Raw genomic sequence first — 19,715 nt, forward strand, 5'->3', positions numbered from 1 at the left:
TTATGTTTAGCACCACTGTCTAGCAACTTTTGGCAAAGAGAAGCACCGCTGGAGCGTGGTATCAAAGTTGGTATGCTCATGTAATGAATCACAAGCTACGAAACCTAAACAGCCGTCTGATATAACGGCTCGAAGGTTTAAGAAAGGAAGAGGCATCGACATTCGATGCACTTATCATGATGTGAAGTTGGCTACCTTCTATATTTCATATGGAAAATACGCTGAAGCAAATAATCGGCAATTTTCAGTATTGGGTTTTGACATCATTGAGGATAAAAAAAGAAATGGCTGGCGATATGGAATGCTTTGACGACCTTCCAAAGCGTGCCTCTAATCATGTCACGGAGGAGAAGGCAGAGACGGCATTTCAGAAATGCCTAACAGAGAGTGGTCGCTTTATCCTTCAGCGTGCTGACCGCAAGGACTATGGTACAGACTGCGAGATCGAAATTGTCGAGGATGGGAGAGCCACCAACATTAGGATCCACGTTCAGCTTAAGGGCACCGAGCGTGCACTGAATGCGGACGGCTCTCTCAGCGTTGAAGTTAGTCGCACAAACCTGAATTACCTACTGATGCATCCGCATAGCTTTTATGCTGCCTATCACGTCCCAACGGCGACGCTGCGCATCTGCCTTGCTGAGACTGTTCTCCGTAAATACGAGCATGCTGGAAAGAACTGGATCCAGCAGCAATCACTTACAGTCAGCTTTACGGAAGCTCTGACGACAGAACGATTAGCGCGTCTTGCTGAATTGTCCAGTTCTGCAACTCGAGCGGCACGTAATCGTCGCGTTGAACAGGCACGGGCGGCCCCAGGAGATTTGATTGGTCTCCTTCGCCGAGTTGTACCGGAGGTTCATGTTCCTGATGATCCAGACTCAGCTCGACAACTCTTGGAACACCTATATGACCAGGATGCTGATGAGGAAATTAGTGCCGCCTTTGACCGATTCATGGCCGTGCTTGGATCAGAAGACGATGCCATGGGATGCGCTTATATGTCCGAAATTAACTTGGGCATGTCTGAGAGAAGCCAGTTTCCTGAGCGGATCGAAGCAGCAGTGATCCATTTTAAGAAACAGCTTAGTGCGGGACGCTATGAGCGGGGTGGCCTGCATTACACGATCGGGAATGCCTACTCGGCGCTCGGCCGAGAGGATGACGCCACAGTGGCCTATAAGGCAGCATTGCTTGAACCTGCATTCGCAAATTCGTCAAGACTGGCATCCCAAGGCCATAAGAATCTCGGGACGAGCTTTGAACGGCTCGGAGATGAGGTGCGAGCAGTTAAGCACTATCGCGAAGCTTTGCGGATGAACCCTCTCCTTCCTGAAGCCCATTATGCCTTGGCCCAATTCTACGTGCGTGAGGGCGAGTGGAAGAGCGCTCTTGAGCATCTGGATCAGGCCGTCTTCACAGATCCTATATACGCTAAAGCAGCTGGAGTTGCGGGTTGGCGAGCTAACGTGCTTTTCAACATGGGAGAGGGGAGTGCTGCGTTCCGCGAAATCAACAGTCTTCTAGCACAAGCTGACCGCGAGCCATGGGTTTGGCCATTTTTCGCACGACTGGTATCTAGTTTCGGTAGGGCTACGGCTGAGAATGCGCGTCAGGCGCAGGGTTTCTGGTATCGCTATGTAGACGCTCACCCCGATACATCCGGAGGCCGTCGCGAGATGTTATTGGCGACCTTATATTTGCGGGCAGAAGGAAAAGATATAGGCCAAACCTACACGGAGTTTCTGGATAAGTTTGTTAGGCATATTAAGCACATTGATAACACGGAAGAAGCCGCGTTTTTGTGGGATCGCCTCGGACACTGGGCGCAGGATGAGGGCAACTGGCTACAAGCGGAGCGCTGTTTTCGGAGGGCCTACGATATGGCTGGCGGGCACTACGGTTACTGTCTAGGAACCGCTCTTAACTTTCTTGGACGATTTGAAGAGAGTCTGCCGATCCTGCTCGAGCAGGCAGAACATATCCAACCCGATGCAATGAGCTGGTTTCAGCTTGGTGCGGCGTATGGTGATCTTGGACAATCCGAGCAAGTCATTGAATCCTATAAGAAAGCGCTCAATCTTGATTCCGACTACGACTTGGCGATGTTCAATCTAGGTGGTGCCTACTGGAATAATGGGGACATAATTGAAGCTTTGGAGGTTTGGCGGACGGCGATTGAGCGTTTTCCAGACCATGAGCTTACTGCCAAACTCCAACATGATTTCCCGCAGTTCTTTCCTAGGGACGCCAACTAGTTTTTTATCCGTATACAACTTTTTACAGGCAACCTCCTCCAGATTATTTGGTCTTGTTTGTACGGACTGAATATTCTCTTCCTTCTCTCTCTGCACTTTATTTCCTATCTGAATCAACTCCCTGACTATCCCATGAGCCGAATATGAATCATAATCGGCTCATAATATGATCTGAATAGGTGTGGCAATCGGCTCATGTATATCTGGAAACAGCAATATTGGCCGCATTTTGAGTGGGACGGATCCGTTCTTCGGCCTTCGTTGGATGCTGTGCGTCTACTGCAGGGCCGGGTGTTGGGTAAAACCGAGGCGGCCCACGGCCAGGCCGATCTGGACGTGGAGATGGATACTCTGATCCAGAATGCTATTCGTACCAGCGAAATCGAAGGAGAGTGTCTGGACGTTGGCTCTGTGAGGTCTTCCGTTGCTCGCCAGTTGGGTTTAGAGCAGGCCGGTATCTCTGCCAGAACAACGCCAGAATCGGAGGCGCTGGTCGAGCTATTGCTGCAATCCACGCATCAGTTGGATGTGCCGCTTTCCCGCGAAGAGTTGTGCCTCTGGCAATCCATGCTTTTTGTGCAAGGTCCCGGCGTGCTTGGCAATGTACGTGTAGGCGAGCTGCGTGGCGACCACCCTATGCAAGTGGTGTCGGGGCGGCTTAATCGGCCTACCGTTCATTTTGAAGCACCGCCCCGTGGGCAGTTGGAGGCTGAGCTGGATGCATTTATTACTTGGTTCAACCATCCACCACCGGGACTTGATGGGCTGGTTCGCGCTGGCATAACCCATCTATGGTTGATTACCTTGCACCCCTTTGATGATGGTAATGGGCGCGTTACCCGCGCGGTGACAGATCGTGCGCTGGCACAAGCAGAGCAACAATCCGTTCGCTTCTATTCTTTGAGCGCAGCCATCATGGCGCGCCGCAATGCTTACTACGAGCAACTTGAAAGCGCTCAGAAAGGCAGTCTCGATATTACGCCGTGGTTGTTGTGGTTTCTGGATACGCTGAAAGAGGCACTTGAACAGGCGCTGTTAAGAATCGACCGTGTGTTAATGAAAGCCACCTTCTGGCAGCACCATGCGACCACCGTGCTGAACGAACGGCAAATCAAGGTGCTGAATCGCTTATTGGATACAGCAGGGGAGGAGTTTGAGCAGGGCATCAATGCTCGTAAGTACCAATCGTTGGCCAGGGTAAGTAAAGCCACCGCAACGCGGGATTTGGCAGAGCTGCTGGAAAAAGGCTGCCTTTTCAAACTACCCGGCGGCGGTCGCAGCACGCGCTATACGGTGTTACTTGAGCGAACAGTGGACGGCTCCTTGTAGTGGCGATCTTTGCCATTTAAGACTTGATTGCCACTGAAGTGGAAAGTACGCAGGTCGCTATGCCATGGGATGTGCATAAGGTATTTGTTGCTGAGGTTTATAAAACTCCTGATAAAGTCACTATGAGTGACTTTTTTTGGTATTTATTAAACCCTGGTCATTGTGCTGGTTTATAGAAAGTGTATTTTAGTCACCATGAGTGATCAAAATGATGGAAAGTTAAACCGCCTGCTGGCTGGGCTAAGCGATACTGGCGTGGTTTCCAGTCGGTGGTTAAGAGCGCATGGCTATTACAGTAGCTTGTTGGCCCGTTATGTCGGCAGCGGTTGGCTGGTCTCCCCGGCGCGTGGTGTGTACATGCGCAAAGGAGGTTCCCTCCATTGGGAAGGGGTAGTACGAGCGTTACAACAGATGGAAGGTCTGTCGCTGCATATAGGTGGGCGCTTTGCCTTGGCCTGGCTTGGGCATGAGCATTACTTGCGCTTGGGCGAAGCTGAAGTGGTCACGCTCTATGGGCCAGATCGTATGCCAGGGTGGGTACACAAGCTGCCGTTGGTAGAGCGCATTGAATACTGCGGCAAAGGGCCTTTCGATCTGCCTGAGATTCCATTCACTGGTGAAACGACGGGTCAGGCATTGCTGGACCAAGGGTTGGAGCAAAGAGAAGCATTACCCAGCGGGATGCTGATGTTTTCGACCCCGGAACGCGCCATGCTGGAGTTATGTGATGAGGCGTCTGATGCTGGGAGGGTCTACGAAGTGGACGCTTTAATGCAGGCCATGGCCACCCTACGCCCTCGGCGGCTTGAAATGCTGCTGCGCCATTGTCACAGCATCAAGGCCAAGCGTCTGTTTCTCGCGCTGGCCGAGCGTCATGGGCACGCCTGGTTTTCGCACCTATCGATTGAGGGTGTGGATCTTGGTCGTGGTAAGCGTTCGCTGGTTCCTGGCGGCCGCCTGCATCCCACGTATCACATCGTCCTGCCGGGAGACCTTGATGAGCAGTTGGGATAAACGCTACAGCGACCGTGTGCAATTGCTGGTAGATATCCTGCCGGTGCTGGCAAAGGAAACTCGGTTTGCACTAAAGGGCGGTACCGCCATCAACTTGTTTGAGCATGATCTCCCCAGGCTGTCAGTGGACATCGACTTGACCTGGCTGCCTGTGCAGAATTTTGAGACAGGCGTGGCGGACATTGCTGCGGCACTAGAGCAGTTGGCGGAGACCTTGCGTGCACGCCCTTTGCAATTACAGGTACAGACATCGGGTGGCGCGAACACAGGGGGAATCACACGATTAATTTGCAGCCGTGGCCGGGCGCGTGTGCAGATTGAAACAACCCCAGTGATGCGTGGCACAGTACACTCGGTGCGAACGATGGTGGTCCAACCGGCAGTCGAACAGGCCTTCGGCTTTGCAACAACACAGGTGCTCGATTTTGCCGATCTCTACGCTGGAAAATTGGCGGCGGCCTTGTCTCGTCAACATCCCAGGGATCTGTTCGACATTGGCTTGTTACTGGAAGATGAACGGGCCGATGCGACATTATGGCGAACCTTTCTGGTGTATCTAACGTGTAGCCCTAAACCGGCTTGGGAACTCTTGGCTCCCCGGGAACCAGTGGATTTTGAGACGATCTTTGATGCCCATTTCAAGGGAATGACCGCCAAGCCGGTGACGGCGGCGCAACTGCTGGAGAACAGAGCACAGTTACTGCTATGGATATCCAAAAAGCTGGATAAGCCGTCATGTGACTTTCTATGGTCCGTTGAAAATGAGCAGCCTGATTTTGAATTGATCCATTTAGAAGGAGCAGCAGCATTGCCAGGGGTAGTCCGAAAGCTGCAAAACCTTACCCGTCGCTCGAAAGCCAAGCGTCAGGCGGATCGCCATGAACTTGAGCAGACCCTGGCACGGATAGTATCTGATGTGTGAAGAGACGCGCTCCGCCCAACCCGCTATGTGCTTTACTATCTACACCTGTTATTCACGGAGGAATCAGCCATGGCCATAGGCGGCTTGATTGGATTACTGGATGACATTGCCGCATTGGCAAAGTTGTCCGCAGCATCATTGGACGATGTGAGTGCCGCCGCTGGGCGGGCGACGGCGAAGGCGGCCGGGGTCGTGGTGGATGATACGGCGGTAACGCCGCAGTATTTGCAAGGAGTGGCCGCGGAGCGTGAACTGGCAATTGTGAAGAAGATCGCGCTGGGTTCGATCCGCAACAAGTTGATTTTTATCCTGCCGGTGGCGCTGCTGTTGAATCACTTTTTGCCCGCGCTATTGCCGATCATCCTGATGGTGGGCGGCACCTACCTGGCCTTTGAGGGCGCTGAGAAGGTCTGGCACAAGCTTTCCGGCAAGCATGATGACGAGAAGCCTGCGGTAGAGAAGGGGCCGGAAGCTGAGAAAAAGATCGTGAGTGGTGCCGTTCGCACCGACCTGATTCTTTCCGCTGAAATCATGGTGATTGCGCTTTCTACTGTTTCCCATCAAGGGTTCTGGTCTCAGCTGGCGAGCCTGGTGGTGGTCGCGTTTGTCATCACTGTTCTGGTGTATGGCGTGGTGGCGATGTTGGTCAGGATGGATGATTTCGGGCTGAAGCTCGCCCAGCGGGACAGTTCGGGTATGCAGAAACTGGGCCGTGGGCTGGTAACGGCCATGCCCAAGGTGCTAGCGACCATCGCCGTGGTGGGTACCATCGCCATGCTCTGGGTGGGAGGACATATCCTGATGGTCAATCTAGGTGCCGATGGAACGGGTTGGTTCAATTCCCCCTATGCGTGGGTTCACCACATTGAGCATGGCATTAGCGGGGCAACCGGTGCCTTGGGCGGCCTGCTGGGCTGGAGCTTCAATACGCTGTGCTCAGCGGTGATTGGCTTTTTGGTGGGTTCGGTGGTGGTGGGTGTGCTGCACCTCGTTCCCTTCCAGAAGGCGCACTCGGCATAGGTGGGCCGCGACGGGCGTACCAGAGAACCAAGAGTTTAGTTATAAACGCTTTCACAGTTGTCGCGATATAGCGGGGCATCGGTGCCCAACGCCAGTCGCTTGGTGTTGCTGTTGTAGTAGAAGCGACCGGACTCGGCGCCTGAAAGCGCATAGTCGCCGCACACCCCATAGCCCTTGTTGACAGTCGCCAGGTTGGAAATTTCGGCCGGTGCTTGGCTATTAAGACGCTCCGAAATCGTCTCGGCGATGTGGGCATCACGCTGGGCCTCGGAATAGGCTTGGCCACCGAATATCAGGCCCGCAACGACGAAAATGGCGACGACGGGAATCCATAGGTTATGCATAGCGTGTCCAGTGAAAGAATATAAACGTGCATGAAGTCTGCAGAAAACTATTTAGCGGGATAATAACTTTATCAGATTTGCGCAGAAAACCCCGTACTTTTAGTGCGGGGATGTCGAGCGCGTCGTATGACTACCTAAATTCATCAAGCCCAACGCAGCCAGCATCTTTTTCAGTTGAAGAGTCGGCTTTCACTATGAATTTTTCTAAACTTCCCATGAAATAAGAACATTTTTATTCATCTTTGTACTCCTGTATAAAATCCCCAGCACTCTTCGTTATAGAGCCTGTCAGCTTCTCATGAATAAGGCTGTCAGGCTTAAAAGCTGTAAAGCCGCCCGGTTTATAAATATTGGGCCGTTCCGCAGAAGCGAAGAACCGGTTCAGTTTTTTACTATTGGAGGCGAGATGATGAATAACGACGTCGCATTTACTATCAAGCGTATCGGCTTCGATGAGAATTATCGCCCGTCGGACAATACGCGTATCACGACCAACTTTGCCAATTTGGCCCGGGGCGAAAGGCGGCGCGAGAACCTGCGCAATACGCTGGAAATGATCAATAACCGTTTCAATGCCTTGGTGCATTGGGATAACCCCGAAGGACGCCGTTATTCCGTCGAACTCGACATCATTTCCGTGAGTATGGAGGTTGGCGCAGGGGGCCATGAAGCGCCTTTTCAAATCATCGAGATACTCAAAACCAGTTTTCTGGACAAGCAAACCGGCAAGCGCATCGACGGTATCGTAGGGAACAACTTTTCATCCTATGTTCGAGATTACGACTTTAGCGTGCGGCTTTTAGAGCATAACAAGCACCAGTCGACTTTCAGTATTCCGGATGATTTTGGTGTTCTGCACGGCAACTTGTTTAAAAGCTTCGTGGATTCACCCGTTTACAAAGAGCATTTCGGGAAGCCTCCCGTCATATGCTTGAGCGTGTCGGATAACAAGGTCTATCACCGAACCGATAATCAGCATCCCGTATTGGGCATTGAGTATCAGCCGAACGAGTCTTCGCTTACCGAGCAGTACTTCAAGAAGATGGGGCTTCAGGTTCGCTACTTTATGCCTGCCAATAGTGCTGCCCCCCTTGCGTTTTATTTTTCTGGGGATCTGCTCAACGATTATACCAATCTTGAGCTTGCCGGCACCATTAGCACCATGGAGTCTTTTCAGAAGATCTACCGGCCTGAGATCTACAACGCCAATGCGGTCGCGGGAAACGTTTATCAGCCCAACTTGAAGAACCCGGATCATTCGCTAACCCAAATCGTTTACGACCGAGACGAACGTAGCCAGTTGGCCGCCGAGCAGGGGAAATTTGCTGAGGAGCACTTCATCAAACCCTATCAGGCGATGCTCGAGCAGTGGTCTTCCAACGGCTCGCTTTAACCTAATCAAATGCACGGGATGATGACTCATGAGTAAACGCTTACCCACCTCGACGGCGGGCAGCCTGCCCAAACCCTCCTGGCTTGCCGAGCCCGAAACCCTTTGGTCGCCCTGGAAATTGCAAGACGAGGCGTTGATTGAAGGTAAACAGGATGCGCTGCGCGTGTCGCTGCAGGAACAGCAGCAAGCCGGTATCGATATCGTCAGCGATGGCGAACAAACGCGCCAACATTTCGTGACGACCTTTATTGAGCATCTTAGCGGCGTCGATTTCGAAAAGCGCAAAACCGTGAGAATTCGCAATCGCTACGATGCGAGCGTGCCGACGGTTGTGGGCGAGATCAGTCGTCATAAGCCAGTTTTCGTCGAGGACGCCAAATTCCTGCGCCGCCAGACCGACAAGCCCATCAAATGGGCGCTGCCGGGCCCGATGACCATGATCGACACGCTGTATGACGATCATTATAAAAGTCGTGAGAAGCTGGCGTGGGAATTCGCGAAAGCGCTCAATCAGGAGGCTCGGGAACTGGAGGCAGCAGGCGTCGATATCATTCAGTTCGACGAACCTGCGTTCAACGTGTTTTTCGATGAGGTGAATGACTGGGGAATCGCCGCCTTGGAAAGAGCCATTGAAGGGCTCAAATGCGAAACGGCTGTCCATATCTGTTATGGCTACGGCATTAAAGCCAATACGGATTGGAAAAAGACGCTAGGATCGGAGTGGAGGCAATATGAAGAAGTCTTTCCCCGGCTGCAAAAATCCAACATCGATATTGTTTCGCTGGAGTGCCAGAACTCCCACGTGCCCATCGAACTGATCGAACTTCTGCGCGGCAAGAAGGTGATGCTGGGTGCCATCGACGTCGCCACCAACACCATCGAAACACCGGAAGAAGTCGCCGCAACGCTTAGAAAGGCGCTTCAATTCGTTGATGCCGACAAGCTCTACCCGTGCACCAACTGTGGCATGGCGCCGCTGCCTCGCTCGGTTGCGCGAGGCAAGCTCAGTGCCTTGAGTGCTGGAGCGGAGATCGTTCGAAAAGAACTTTGAATCCCGTGCTTGGCGCTAAGGGAGCTCATCAGCGGATACACTCATATCAAGAGTGGTTGACCTCGACAATCAGGTCTGGTGAAAACAAGGGCGGATCGAACTCGCCGGGATAGCCAGCGGGGTTGGCGATGATACGTGTTCCGCTCACATTGAGGTCCACGGGCTCGTGCACATGTCCATGAATCCAAAGATCCATGCGGCCCATCAGCTGCGGAAGATGGGAAGCAAAAGCCGGGGAGAGTGCATCACCGCGGTAGCGTGATGGGATACAGGAGGACAGGGGCGCATGGTGGCTTATCACTACTCTGGGACCACTGAATGGCTGTGATAGCTCCCTTTCCAACCAGGCCAACGCCTTGACATGCAAGCGTCGACTTTCCGCCGGGGTGAAAACTTCCCCGTCCGGCTGCTCGATGATTTGGAAGTCGGGCATCAGGTCCAGCGCCTTGGCTTCGGTGAGTGACGGATCGTAGTTGGGCTGCCCGGCATAGAGGGCAAAGCCAGTCCACAGTGTGGTGCCATGAAAACGTATACCGTTCAGGGTTAGCGTGCGATTGTCCAGCAGATGGATGCCGAGCCGTGCGGCCTCATCCTCCAGTTGCCGCCGCAGAGCCGGCATGGCAGTGCCGTAGAACTCATGATTGCCGGGGACGTAGAGGATAGGCGTACCGGCAAAATGTTCCGCTGCCCAACTGAGGCCCTGGACGCCTGCGTGAATGTCACCGGCCAGAATGACAATATCGGCATCGGACTGCGGCAGCGTGCGCGGTTCGTCGAAGTCTTCCAGATGCAGGTCCGACAGTATCCTCAAGCGCATCGTCAGTTCCCCTTTGCAGTGCCCATGCGTGCCAGTGTGCTCCACACGGATAACAAAAACTAGATCGTCAACCACTTCCAACTGATAGGCCGATAGTGTGGTTGGGCTGGTAATAATAGGCTGGGCCGCGAATGTCCAGGACTGGGCTAATAGCCATCACCATTGCTCCGTTTGAGTCGGCGAAAGTTCAACAGCAAGCGGTGCCAGCTACTCTTCCAACTGACGATTCGCCGCCCTAACAAAAGCGGTGGGAGATTGGCCAAGCACCTTACGAAACATGCTGGAGAAAGCGGCTGGGCTGTCGTAGCCGAGTTCCAGCGCGGTACGAGTAACGGAACTGCCGGATAGCAGCCTGGGAAGGGCGGCCATCAGGCAGGCCTGTTGACGCCATACGGCAAAGGACATGCCGGTCTGCTGACGGAATAGGCGATTGAAGGTGCGCTGGCTGCGATGCATCTGCCGGGCCCAGTCTTCGGGAGGGCTGTGAATATGTGGCTGGCCGAGAAACGCTCGGCACAGGCTGGCTAGTTGAGGGTCGTGGGGTAGGGGCGCAAATAGCGGCAGGGCCTGAGCCTGTTGCAGCTCGTATAGAAGTAGTTGCGCCAGGGCGCCATCGCGGGCATTTTCATCATAGAGCGCGGGTAGATGGGCGGAAGCCAGCAGCAGGTGATGCAACAGAGGCGTCACGACCAGCACCTCACAACTGCAAGCCGTGCGTGGCGCGACGCGGGGCTCGATATACAGGCTTCGGGTGCTCACCCCGTTCATACGTACCTGGTGGCGCTTGCCCGCAGGCAGCCAGACTCCGCTATAGGGCGGCACCATCCAGGTGCCGTCATCCGTATTGACTTCCATCACGCCTGTCATGCCATAGAGAAACTGGGCGCGGCGATGGACATGAAAGTCAAGAAGCGTACCGGGGCTGTAATCAGTGCCGATGGCCACCATGGGCCGTGCCACGTGATCCACGTCGGATAAAAGAGTATTGAGCATAATCGTTATTCTGGCCGAAATGCGATGATTATTGTCCAAAAATCGAAGGTCAGCCAGTTCTAGTCGGCATATTCTCCCTGCTGTTGAGTTTCATCAGGAGAGTGGCGGTGTATAGCGTATTACTTCTTTGTGGCGGTTTGGCGGGCGTCACCACCGTGTTGTTCGGCTTCGGTGGTGGGTTTGTAGTGGTTCCCTTGCTGTATACCTTACTGATTGCCGTCCATGGGCCAGATAGCGCGGCGGGTATGGCAGCCATGCATATCGCGGTGGCTACCTCGACGGCGCTGATGATCTTCGCGGCTTCAATGGCAACATGGCGTCATCATCGGCGACAGACCGTGCAGTGGCATCTAGTGCGTCCGCTGGTTGGTTATATCGCCATGGGCGCTGTGTTGGGCGCGGCGGTTGCCGTGTCGTTGAGCGGGGAGTGGGTACGCTGGGCGTTTATCGGCTATCTGGGTATTACGATTGCGGATGCCGTTCTGCGGCCCGGTTTTCTGCGTCAGTCAGGGAGTGATGTGCGGCCTATGGGGCGTGGGGTAACGGCGGTGGTGGGTACACTGATTGGTGCGGTGGCCGCTTTGCTGGGCGTGGGTGGTAGCGTGATGACCGTACCGCTTATGCGGCGAAGAGGCGCGAGCATGACGGCGGCCACGGCCATGGCCAATCCGCTGTCGTTGCCCATGGCAGTGAGTGGCACCGCGACGTATGTATTGCTGTCGGCAAATCATTCAGCGTTAGGAAACTGGTATGCCGGTTATGTGGACCTGCGTGCCTTGCTGGTACTTGCGGTGGGCTCATGGCTCGGTATCCGCTTGGCGTCAGTCTGGATCGGGCGCATCCCTGACCGTATTCATGCCAAGGTGTACCTGTTATTGCTGACCATGGTGCTGGTGGTGATGGTTTTTATGCATTGAATTGAGTCAGGCTGTGGCGATGAACTGTTTTATCCCAATGTGGTGACTCGGACAGCGCATCTGCTTTACTTCGTGATTAAAGGCCGATGGTAACAGTGGCGCTGGCGCTCTTAGTCGCACCACCTCAAAGGAAAAACTCCGCTATTGGCCGTTAGAGCAGTTCATTGGTGAATAAGCCAAGAGTGATATTGCTATTCAGCCATTAGGCACAGATATGTTGGTCTTTGAAAAGATAAAAGGGCCGTTCGTTAAACCACGAACGGCCCTTTGTGCGTCTATGCGTAATTGCAAAAAGGCTTACGTCTCTTCAACCCCATCCACAATAAATACGCGGTAGTCGGCACCCTGGAAACGATGCTGGCGAGCTTCTTGGTAGGCGTCGCTTTGGTACCAGGCGCGGGCGGCGGCCATGTCGGGGAAGCGCAGAATTACCGCGCCTTCCATGTCGCTGCCTTCCATTACTTCAAAGTCACCGTAGAAGGCGAGTGGCTTCGGGTCGTGGCCTTCGCGGGCGGCTTTGGCCTTGGTGGCGTATTGCTCCATTTCTTTCGCGTCGTGGGTGCGTTCACGCGTCAGTACAACATAAGCCGGCATTCCATTCTCCTTGGGTAATTATCAGGAAAGCTTCTTTAACAGCGCTTGAGCGGTGGCTTCGGATGAGCCGGGGTTTTGTCCGGTAATCAGCAGGCCGTCGACGAGTACGTAAGAACTCCAGTCATCGCCTTTACTGTACTCACCGCCGCTCTCTTTGAGCATATCTTCGACCAAAAACGGTACCACGTTTGTCAGGCCAACGGCGTCTTCTTCGCTGTTGCTGAAGCCTGTCACTTTACGGCCCGCGACCAGCGGCTTGCCGTCGCTGCCTTTCACATGACGCAGCACACCGGGGGCGTGGCATACCGTAGCAACAGGCTTGTTGGCGGCAATGGCGTCTTCAATCAGGCGCATAGACGTAGCGCTCTCGGCCAGGTCCCACAGCGGGCCGTGGCCGCCGGGGTAAAATATGGCGTCGAACTCAGCAATATCGATATCGGCAAGCTGATGGGTGTTAGCCAGCGCCGCTTGGGCGTCGAGGTCCACTTGGAAGCGGTTAGTGGCCTCAGTTTGAGCATCCGGTACGTTGCTGTTGGGGTCGAGCGGCGGCTGGCCACCAGCGGGCGAGGCCAGGGTTAGCTCGGCACCTGCATCTTTAAACGCATAGTAAGGCGCGGCCAGCTCTTCGAGCCAGAAGCCGGTTTTATTGCCGGTACCGCCAAGCTTGTCGTGCGAGGTAACCACTACGAGAATTTTCATGATTGAGTCCTTTGCAGGCTGAGAGGGTGGCTGGGGTCGAGGTTTAACAAAGCGTAGGTGGCTTTAAAGGCGGCATCCAGCGGCGCCCGGTCGCGGGTGATTTTGGCGCGCAGGCTGGCACCCAGCCATAGCTGGTAAAGGGTGGTGGCTAGTTCCAGGGCACTGCCTTGCGCGCTAACGGATTGAGGCAGCGAGCCATCGGCAGCGGCGGCTTCGATTGACTGGGCTAACCTGGTAATAATGCGCTCAGTGCCGTGTTGCAGCACGCGGCGCATGCGCTCGGAAAGATCGCTGACTTCAGCGGCCAGCTTCACCGCCAGGCATTTTCCGCTGGGGTCGCAATGGTGTTGGGTATCCCGCCAGTGCGCCCAGTAGCTGAGAAAACGCTCAGCGTGAGAAGCGCCCGGCTGGGTAAGGCGTTCTTCAATTTGCGCGAGATAACCACTGAAGTAGTCTTCTAGCAGTGCTTCGCCAAACGCTTCTTTGGAGTTGAAGTAGTGATAAAAGGAGCCTTTAGGCACCTCGGCGGCTTTGAGAATCTCGTTAAGACCTACCGCCGAGAACCCCTTGCCACCGATGATGACTTGGCCGGTGTTAAGAATGCGCTGCCGGACATCGCCGGTGACGGGTGTCATGTTCATAGCCGCTAGCTTACGCCTGATTAGACCAGTCGTCTAGCTGGGTCTCGCCGTTTCTATGACGATGGTTTCCACTGTGGCTGGAGTGGCCCGCCCACCGGGGCCGTCTCCGGCACGGTTACGGAAGCCACCCGCGCTTGTGCTGCCGAAAGCTCGGCCGGGTCGCCGCGCTCGTTCTCCGGGCTTTGCCCCGGCGGGTAGGCGCCGACCATGCAAAAATCGTCGTCCGCCTCTATGCAGGCATGACCTACTCCGGCGGGCAGTACCAGTACATCCCCCGCGTAAAGCATCACTTCTCGGCCATTGGGGCCGCCCAGCCGCGCTCTGGCTTGGCCCTGAAAAATGCCTAGCGCCTCGTGGGCGGTGGAGTGAAAGTGGTCAAAATCATATAGGTAGTAACGCCATGCGGGCGGCCAGCCGTGCTGTTTGAACATGTTTTCAAAGGTATCGGCCCGCTCTTCTGCGCTACTGAGGTCGAGAACCTTGCGGTATATCAGTACGGGCAGTGGGGAATTGGGATAGCCGCTCGTTTCATCGCTATCAAAAGAGAGTGTTTCGGGCTGTGGGATGCTCATCGTGGCCTCCTTGCCTATGCCTTTTTGAGCTCGGGATGAAGTTTCAAGATTCTGTTTTCAAAGCTCTGTTTTTAAAACAGTGCTTTCAAGACTGTGCTGCCGTTCTCTTGTTTGATCAGATACGCAGGGTGGGGCTTCTCGCTATCTTTGTGGATCACCTGGCCTTCGGCCCAGTGATCAGCCCATTTCAATTTCACCCACTCGCGTTGCTTGAAGTCCGCCATTGCAAAACTCCATCGCTACACACACTGTTCAAGCATTGTTCGTTTTAGGCGTTTCTGCAATGTCGGTTTCTACCATCGCTTTTTCAAAAAGCAGTGAATCTTCCTGGTTAGTTGGAGAGTCTCGCAATTACTTTGATTTCAAAATCGAAGCCTGCCAGCCAATTCACGCCAACCGCCGTCCAATAGGGGTAAGGCTTGTCTGGGAACGCGCGGGTCTTGGCTTCCAGTACGGTAGCGAATTGGGCTTCAGGGTCCGTATGAAAGGTTGTGACATCGACGATATCGTCAAAGCTTGCGCCCGCAGCTTCCAGCACGCTTTGCAAGTTGTCGAAGGCGAGCTGAACCTGTGCGGCGAAGTCCGGTTCGGGTGAACCATCTTCACGGCTGCCCACTTGGCCCGATACAAATAGCAAGTCGCCCGAGCGGATGGCCGCAGAATAGCCATTCTTCTCGTAAAGTGCCTGCCTGCGTTGAGGGTAAACTGCGTTACGCGTTGCCATATCTCTTTCTCCATCCGTTATTCAAATATCAGCTTGGCCGTTGGGTGATTTACTCTAGGTCTGCTGTCAGGCTGGATAAACAGAGAATTCTGATTAACACTGTTTGCATTTTCCAAACAATCACAGGGCGGTGTCGTTGTAATGGACCGTTTTAGTGCGATGCAGGCATTTGCTCGGGTCGTGGAGACGGGCAGCTTTACCAAGGCCGCTGAAACGCTGCATATCAGTAAAACCAGCGTGACCCAGTTAGTGCAGCAGTTAGAGGCACGGCTGCGGGTAAAGCTGCTTAACCGCACCACCCGTAAGGTTAACGCGACGGCAGACGGCGCGGCCTACTACGAGCGCGTTATAAAACTGTTAGCCGATATGGATGATGCTGAAACCAGCCTCTCCAATGCGGTGGTGTCGCCGCGCGGCCGGCTTAGAGTTGATGTGCCCAGCCCGTTTGCGCGAATGATTTTGATACCGGCGCTATCGGACTTCTACGCACTGTATCCTGATATTCAGCTTGATATGGGCGTTAGCGACCGCATGGTGGATTTAATTGACGAAAACGTGGATTGCGTAGTGCGCGGCGGAGAACTTATCGATTTATCGTTGGTGGCGCGCCGGATAGGGAAGCTGAGTGTTGGCATTTACGCCGCGCCCAGTTATCTGCAAAAGCGGGGGTACCTTCGCATCCGTCAGCGTTATCTGCTCCGCCTCATTACATCGTCGGCTTCAAGTGGCGTGCTGGTTTGGCTTCCCTCTATACCCTTCACCACGAAACAGAGAGCGTTAGCGTTCAAGGGCACCATAGGATTACGGTCGATGATGGCAGTGCAGCGCTTGCGGCAGGTTTGGCGGGGCTAGGCACGATTTTGTTGCCTGATTACATGGTCCGGGATCACGTTACACGCGGTGAGTTAGTGCCCTTATTCGAAGAGTGGCACCTGGACCCTATGCCGATGTTCATCGCCTTTCCGCCCAATCGGCATGTAAGCGCTAAGCTACGTGTGTTCATTGATTGGGTTGTCGCGCTAATGAATGAGCGTGAGATGGGGTATAAACCAAACTGCTAATAGACTAAAGTTCAGCGCAGCGAATGGCTATAGAGGCGGCGTAACATGTTACGCTAGTTGGAGTTAGCACCAAGGTTTCTAACATACGGTCACTTCTCCGTTTCCCGTGTCGAGTTAAGGCGAATTCATGATCATTTCAAGCCCTTCTGATTACCGGCAAGCCGCCAAGCGGCGTGTTCCTCGTTTTTTGTTTGATTACCTTGATGGCGGCTCGGTCACGGAAAGCACGCTGCGCAGCAATGTGGAGGCGTTGCAGGCTATTCCTTTACGTCAGCGCGTGCTGCAGGGGGGCGGTACGCCGTCGCTTGAAACTGAAATTTTAGGCAGCCAGTGGAAAATGCCGGTTGCGCTGGCACCGGTGGGCGCCACGGGCATGTATGCTCGGCGCGGCGAAGTGCAGGCTGCGCGCGCGGCAGAAAAGGCGGGGATTCCTTATACACTCTCCACCGTTTCGGTTTGCTCGATCGAGGAAGTGGCGAAAAATGCCTACGGCGAGCAGTGGTCGCAGCTTTACGTGCTGAAAGATCGCGGCTTTATGAAAAACGCCCTGGAGCGCGCCTGGGAAGCAGGCATGAAAACGCTGGTGTTTACCGTGGATATGCCGCTGCCGGGGTCGCGCTACCGTGACCGTCGCTCGGGTATGTCAGGCCCCAATGCCAAGCTGCGCCAGTACGCTCAGGCAATCACCCACCCGCAGTGGGCGTTTGATGTAGGGCTTAAAGGCAAGCCACTGTCGTTCGGTAACATCGAGGCCTACACCGGGCGCGAAATGAACATGGACGACTACATGGGCTTTCTGGCGAAAAACTTTGACCCCTCCATTAGCTGGAGCGAGCTTGAGTGGATTCGTGAGAGCTGGAAGGGCAAGCTGATCATCAAAGGGTTGTTGGATAAAGAGGATGCGCGAGATGCGGTACGCATGGGGGCCGACGGTATCGTGGTGTCCAACCACGGTGGGCGCCAATTAGATGGGGCTATTTCTACCGCCCAAGCGCTACCGCATATTGCCGAGGCCGTGGGCGATGAACTGACGGTACTGGCGGATTCCGGCGTGCGCTCTGGGCTTGATGTGGTGCGTATGCTGGCGCTAGGCGCCCAGGGCGTTCTACTGGGCCGTGCTTACGTTTACGCCTTGGCCGCACGGGGCGAGCAGGGCGTTTCCCATCTGTTGGATCTAATCGCCGCCGATATGCGTGTCACCATGACGTTGATCGGCGCCAACTCGCCCGCCGAGATCAACTCAAGCCACTTGGATGCTGTGGTTAAAGAGATGAAAAGGAGCGAGTAGCACACGCGGACTGTTGGATGGCCCAACGTGGTGGCTTGGTAGCCACTTCCAGGCGAATGTTGGCTGATGATGGCGTCAATCGGTATCATATTACGAATGCTGCTATCATTAAGCCATCTTACCGCGAGCTTCTATGACCCAATCTAAAACGCCCTTCATTGTGGTACTGAGCCTGGCATTGACCATGATGCTGGGTCCGTTTTCCATGGATACGTACTTGCCGGCCTTTCCGGTCATTGGCGAGTCGCTGGGGATATCTCAGCAGGCCGTATCGTTAAGCGTTTCGGTGTATGTGTTCGCGATGGCTGTGGGGCAGCTCATTGGCGGGGCGCTTTCGGACCGCTTCGGTCGCCAGCGTGTATTGATGAGCGGGCTGGCAATTTTTGCGCTCGCAAGCATTGTCATCGGCATGGCGGAATCCTTGAACACTCTGCTTAGCGGGCGGGCCGTTCAAGCCATTGGCGCGGGGTTAACGCTGGTGTCGGTACCGGCACTGGTGCGCGACCGGGTGGCGGGCCGTGATGCCGCGAAGCTGTTCTCGATGATGGGTTTTATCATGGTGCTGGCGCCGGGTATCGCCCCGAGCGTTGGTAGTGCGATTTTGGCGGTGGGTTCCTGGCACAATATTTTCTTTGCCTTGGCGATTTACGCGGTGCTGCTGGTGCCGTTACTGGTGCGGGTGCTTTTTTCCGGGAAGGGTAAAGTGTCGCGATCGAAAAGCCCCAAAATGAGCCTGCTGGCGCGTTACAAGCTGGTGCTGTCGACGAAACCAGCTTTACCGTTTATCGCTTGGCAGGCCGCCTCCTTCTCCACCCTGATGATGTTCATTACCTACGCTTCCTTTATCTATCAGGGGCATTTTGGCCAGTCGCCCTCAAGCTTTTCGATGCTGTTTGCGGCTAACATCGTCGCGATGCTTTTCTTCAATATTTGCAACCGTGTACTGCTTTCCAGAATATCGTCGCTGCGTATTCTGCAGTTGGCAACGGGCTGCCAAGCGGTCGGCATTGTATTGTTGGTGATGGCTGCCTTTATGGAGTGGCCAATGTACGCTTTCCTGTTCGCCATGATGCTGACCATCGGCACAGTAGGGGCGATCTCGCCCAATATTCAGGCCTGCTTTTTGGAGTTTTTCCCCACTAGCAGTGGTACCGCCGCCGCGCTTTTGGGCGCCGCCCAGTTCGGTATCGCCGGGATTTTGAGCGCCTTGTCTGCCATGCTGCCGCATACGCTTGAAGCGGTGGTGTTGGCCATGGCCGCCTGTGGGTCGGTCGCGTATCTGCTGCTTGCCCGCTCAATGATCAAAGGGCGTGCCGCGGTCGAGGCGTAATGAGCCCAACAGCGCCCCTTGCTAAAAGCCCCGTGTTATCCAGAGCACGGGGCTTTTTTATTAAGCATCTGCTGAGCTTACTAATTGTTCGAAAAGTGCTTCTATGGCCTGCGCAGTCGGTGTTTCGTTGGCAAACAGGATGCGGTACATCAGAGGCGCCACCACTATTTGGGTGACCTGCCCTATATCTATCGGCTGCTCTCCTCTGGCAAGACCGCGTTCGTTGATTACTTCGATCTGCTGACGCAAGAAACCATCACATTTACCCGCGCTGGTATGGCCTTCTGTGCCTAGAACATCGCGGAGCATCGCCCGCCCTGGGGCTGATGACATCTCCTCAAAGTACTCAACAAGCCAGGCTAGCAAGTCGCTACGCAAATTTCCCGTATCGGCTGGCGGCTGCTCCGGCTGTAGTTGCTCGACGGCAACGTCGGCCAGTAACTGGGTAAGGTCACCCCAGCGACGGTAGATCGTCGAGGGGGTGACGTCAGCGCGTGTGGCGATGGCGGGCACTGTAAGCCCGGCCCGGCCTTGCTCTTGTTGCAGATCTCGAACGGCTTGATGAACGGCAGCCTGAATACGAGCGCTGCGGCCACCTGGACGAGGAGTGGGTTTGTTGGTCATGTGTTCCTTCAGTACCTATTCGTCGGCACGGTTTCGTCGGTACGGTGCAATAAATCACTAAAGCAAAATATTTGCGTTAGTGGGTTGTTGAGTTTATGCTCTTTAAAGCTAATATTTTGCCTTT

At 54.6% G+C, this 19,715-nt stretch carries 22 protein-coding genes; 12 read left to right on the forward strand and 10 right to left on the reverse strand.

Going from position 1 to position 19,715, the window contains the following annotated elements; all coding sequences use genetic code 11:
• The first annotated feature begins 209 nt into the window (after window positions 1–209).
• The 5 genes from ACT3RU_RS13350 (at window position 210) to ACT3RU_RS13370 (ending at window position 6,543) form a co-directional block, all read left to right on the forward strand.
• Window positions 210–2,258 carry a tetratricopeptide repeat protein gene (locus ACT3RU_RS13350; RefSeq protein WP_483392731.1) on the forward strand — a complete coding sequence of 683 codons (2,049 nt, stop codon included), beginning with the start codon at window positions 210–212 and terminating at the stop codon, window positions 2,256–2,258.
• A 195-nt stretch (window positions 2,259–2,453) separates the two neighbouring features.
• On the forward strand, window positions 2,454–3,587 hold the full coding sequence (locus ACT3RU_RS13355; RefSeq protein ID WP_483392732.1) for a Fic family protein: 1,134 nt from the start codon (window positions 2,454–2,456) through the stop codon (window positions 3,585–3,587).
• 195 nt (window positions 3,588–3,782) lie between these two features.
• A complete protein-coding gene (locus ACT3RU_RS13360; RefSeq protein WP_444622414.1) occupies window positions 3,783–4,601 on the forward strand; it encodes a type IV toxin-antitoxin system AbiEi family antitoxin domain-containing protein in 819 nt (272 codons plus the stop codon).
• Complete coding sequence (locus ACT3RU_RS13365) at window positions 4,585–5,523, forward strand: nucleotidyl transferase AbiEii/AbiGii toxin family protein (RefSeq protein ID WP_444622413.1); 939 nt, start codon at window positions 4,585–4,587, stop codon at window positions 5,521–5,523. Before ACT3RU_RS13360 ends, ACT3RU_RS13365 begins: the two co-directional genes overlap by 17 nt.
• 69 nt (window positions 5,524–5,592) lie before the next feature.
• Entirely contained in the window at window positions 5,593–6,543 is a 951-nt protein-coding gene (locus ACT3RU_RS13370) for a DUF808 domain-containing protein (protein WP_483392733.1), read from the forward strand.
• A 35-nt stretch (window positions 6,544–6,578) separates the two neighbouring features.
• Here the strand turns inward: ACT3RU_RS13370 and ACT3RU_RS13375 are convergent, their stop codons facing one another.
• The gene (locus ACT3RU_RS13375) at window positions 6,579–6,887 is read right to left on the reverse strand and encodes a hypothetical protein (protein ID WP_149573861.1); all 309 of its coding nucleotides are present in this window, start codon (window positions 6,885–6,887) and stop codon (window positions 6,579–6,581) included.
• Window positions 6,888–7,296: 409 nt separating this feature from the next.
• Here ACT3RU_RS13375 and ACT3RU_RS13380 point away from each other — a divergent pair, with 409 nt between their 5' ends.
• Both ACT3RU_RS13380 and ACT3RU_RS13385 read left to right on the forward strand, forming a co-directional pair.
• Window positions 7,297–8,280, forward strand: a complete 984-nt coding sequence (locus ACT3RU_RS13380; protein WP_483392756.1) for a DUF1852 domain-containing protein — start codon at window positions 7,297–7,299, stop codon at window positions 8,278–8,280.
• Between the two features lie 28 nt (window positions 8,281–8,308).
• Window positions 8,309–9,331 (forward strand): methionine synthase, encoded by a 1,023-nt coding sequence (locus tag ACT3RU_RS13385; RefSeq protein ID WP_483392734.1) that lies wholly within the window; start codon window positions 8,309–8,311, stop codon window positions 9,329–9,331.
• Between the two features lie 46 nt (window positions 9,332–9,377).
• On the opposite strand, the gene ACT3RU_RS13390 is transcribed toward ACT3RU_RS13385, so the two are convergent.
• Together ACT3RU_RS13390 and ACT3RU_RS13395 are read right to left on the reverse strand one after the other, a co-directional pair.
• Window positions 9,378–10,148 (reverse strand): metallophosphoesterase, encoded by a 771-nt coding sequence (locus ACT3RU_RS13390; RefSeq protein ID WP_483392735.1) that lies wholly within the window; start codon window positions 10,146–10,148, stop codon window positions 9,378–9,380.
• 207 nt (window positions 10,149–10,355) lie between these two features.
• Complete coding sequence (locus ACT3RU_RS13395) at window positions 10,356–11,141, reverse strand: AraC family transcriptional regulator (protein WP_483392736.1); 786 nt, start codon at window positions 11,139–11,141, stop codon at window positions 10,356–10,358.
• A 107-nt stretch (window positions 11,142–11,248) separates the two neighbouring features.
• Here ACT3RU_RS13395 and ACT3RU_RS13400 point away from each other — a divergent pair, with 107 nt between their 5' ends.
• Window positions 11,249–12,058 (forward strand): sulfite exporter TauE/SafE family protein, encoded by an 810-nt coding sequence (locus ACT3RU_RS13400; RefSeq protein ID WP_483392737.1) that lies wholly within the window; start codon window positions 11,249–11,251, stop codon window positions 12,056–12,058.
• A gap of 297 nt (window positions 12,059–12,355) precedes the next feature.
• Here the strand turns inward: ACT3RU_RS13400 and ACT3RU_RS13405 are convergent, their stop codons facing one another.
• The 6 genes from ACT3RU_RS13405 to ACT3RU_RS13430 all read right to left on the reverse strand — a co-directional run bounded on the left by ACT3RU_RS13405 (window position 12,356) and on the right by ACT3RU_RS13430 (window position 15,288).
• Complete coding sequence (locus tag ACT3RU_RS13405) at window positions 12,356–12,652, reverse strand: DUF1330 domain-containing protein (protein WP_172118158.1); 297 nt, start codon at window positions 12,650–12,652, stop codon at window positions 12,356–12,358.
• Window positions 12,653–12,673: 21 nt separating this feature from the next.
• Complete coding sequence (locus ACT3RU_RS13410) at window positions 12,674–13,351, reverse strand: type 1 glutamine amidotransferase domain-containing protein (protein ID WP_483392738.1); 678 nt, start codon at window positions 13,349–13,351, stop codon at window positions 12,674–12,676.
• A complete protein-coding gene (locus ACT3RU_RS13415) occupies window positions 13,348–13,992 on the reverse strand; it encodes a TetR/AcrR family transcriptional regulator (protein WP_483392739.1) in 645 nt (214 codons plus the stop codon). The genes ACT3RU_RS13410 and ACT3RU_RS13415 overlap by 4 nt, the downstream gene beginning before the upstream one ends.
• A gap of 53 nt (window positions 13,993–14,045) precedes the next feature.
• Window positions 14,046–14,564, reverse strand: coding sequence for a cupin domain-containing protein (locus ACT3RU_RS13420; RefSeq protein ID WP_483392740.1), 519 nt, complete (start codon window positions 14,562–14,564; stop codon window positions 14,046–14,048).
• Window positions 14,565–14,635: 71 nt separating this feature from the next.
• Window positions 14,636–14,788, reverse strand: coding sequence for a hypothetical protein (locus tag ACT3RU_RS13425; protein ID WP_483392741.1), 153 nt, complete (start codon window positions 14,786–14,788; stop codon window positions 14,636–14,638).
• Between the two features lie 107 nt (window positions 14,789–14,895).
• Window positions 14,896–15,288, reverse strand: a complete 393-nt coding sequence (locus tag ACT3RU_RS13430; protein ID WP_483392742.1) for a RidA family protein — start codon at window positions 15,286–15,288, stop codon at window positions 14,896–14,898.
• Between the two features lie 141 nt (window positions 15,289–15,429).
• Here ACT3RU_RS13430 and ACT3RU_RS13435 point away from each other — a divergent pair, with 141 nt between their 5' ends.
• From ACT3RU_RS13435 to ACT3RU_RS13450, 4 genes are all read left to right on the forward strand, one after another.
• On the forward strand, window positions 15,430–16,140 hold the full coding sequence (locus tag ACT3RU_RS13435) for a LysR family transcriptional regulator (RefSeq protein WP_483392743.1): 711 nt from the start codon (window positions 15,430–15,432) through the stop codon (window positions 16,138–16,140).
• Window positions 16,026–16,349 (forward strand): LysR substrate-binding domain-containing protein, encoded by a 324-nt coding sequence (locus ACT3RU_RS13440; RefSeq protein ID WP_483392744.1) that lies wholly within the window; start codon window positions 16,026–16,028, stop codon window positions 16,347–16,349. Before ACT3RU_RS13435 ends, ACT3RU_RS13440 begins: the two co-directional genes overlap by 115 nt.
• Window positions 16,350–16,476: 127 nt before the next feature.
• The gene (lldD, locus tag ACT3RU_RS13445) at window positions 16,477–17,637 is read left to right on the forward strand and encodes an FMN-dependent L-lactate dehydrogenase LldD (RefSeq protein ID WP_193055385.1); all 1,161 of its coding nucleotides are present in this window, start codon (window positions 16,477–16,479) and stop codon (window positions 17,635–17,637) included.
• Window positions 17,638–17,770: 133 nt separating this feature from the next.
• Window positions 17,771–18,967 (forward strand): Bcr/CflA family efflux MFS transporter, encoded by a 1,197-nt coding sequence (locus ACT3RU_RS13450; protein ID WP_193055386.1) that lies wholly within the window; start codon window positions 17,771–17,773, stop codon window positions 18,965–18,967.
• A 60-nt stretch (window positions 18,968–19,027) separates the two neighbouring features.
• Here ACT3RU_RS13450 and ACT3RU_RS13455 read toward each other — a convergent pair whose 3' ends face one another.
• Window positions 19,028–19,591 (reverse strand): TetR/AcrR family transcriptional regulator, encoded by a 564-nt coding sequence (locus tag ACT3RU_RS13455; RefSeq protein WP_483392745.1) that lies wholly within the window; start codon window positions 19,589–19,591, stop codon window positions 19,028–19,030.
• Window positions 19,592–19,715: the final 124 nt, after the last annotated feature.

Origin of the sequence: Halomonas sp. TP35, assembly GCF_052375975.1 — a bacterium.
GTDB classification, from domain to species: Bacteria; Pseudomonadota; Gammaproteobacteria; order Pseudomonadales; family Halomonadaceae; genus Vreelandella; species Vreelandella citrativorans.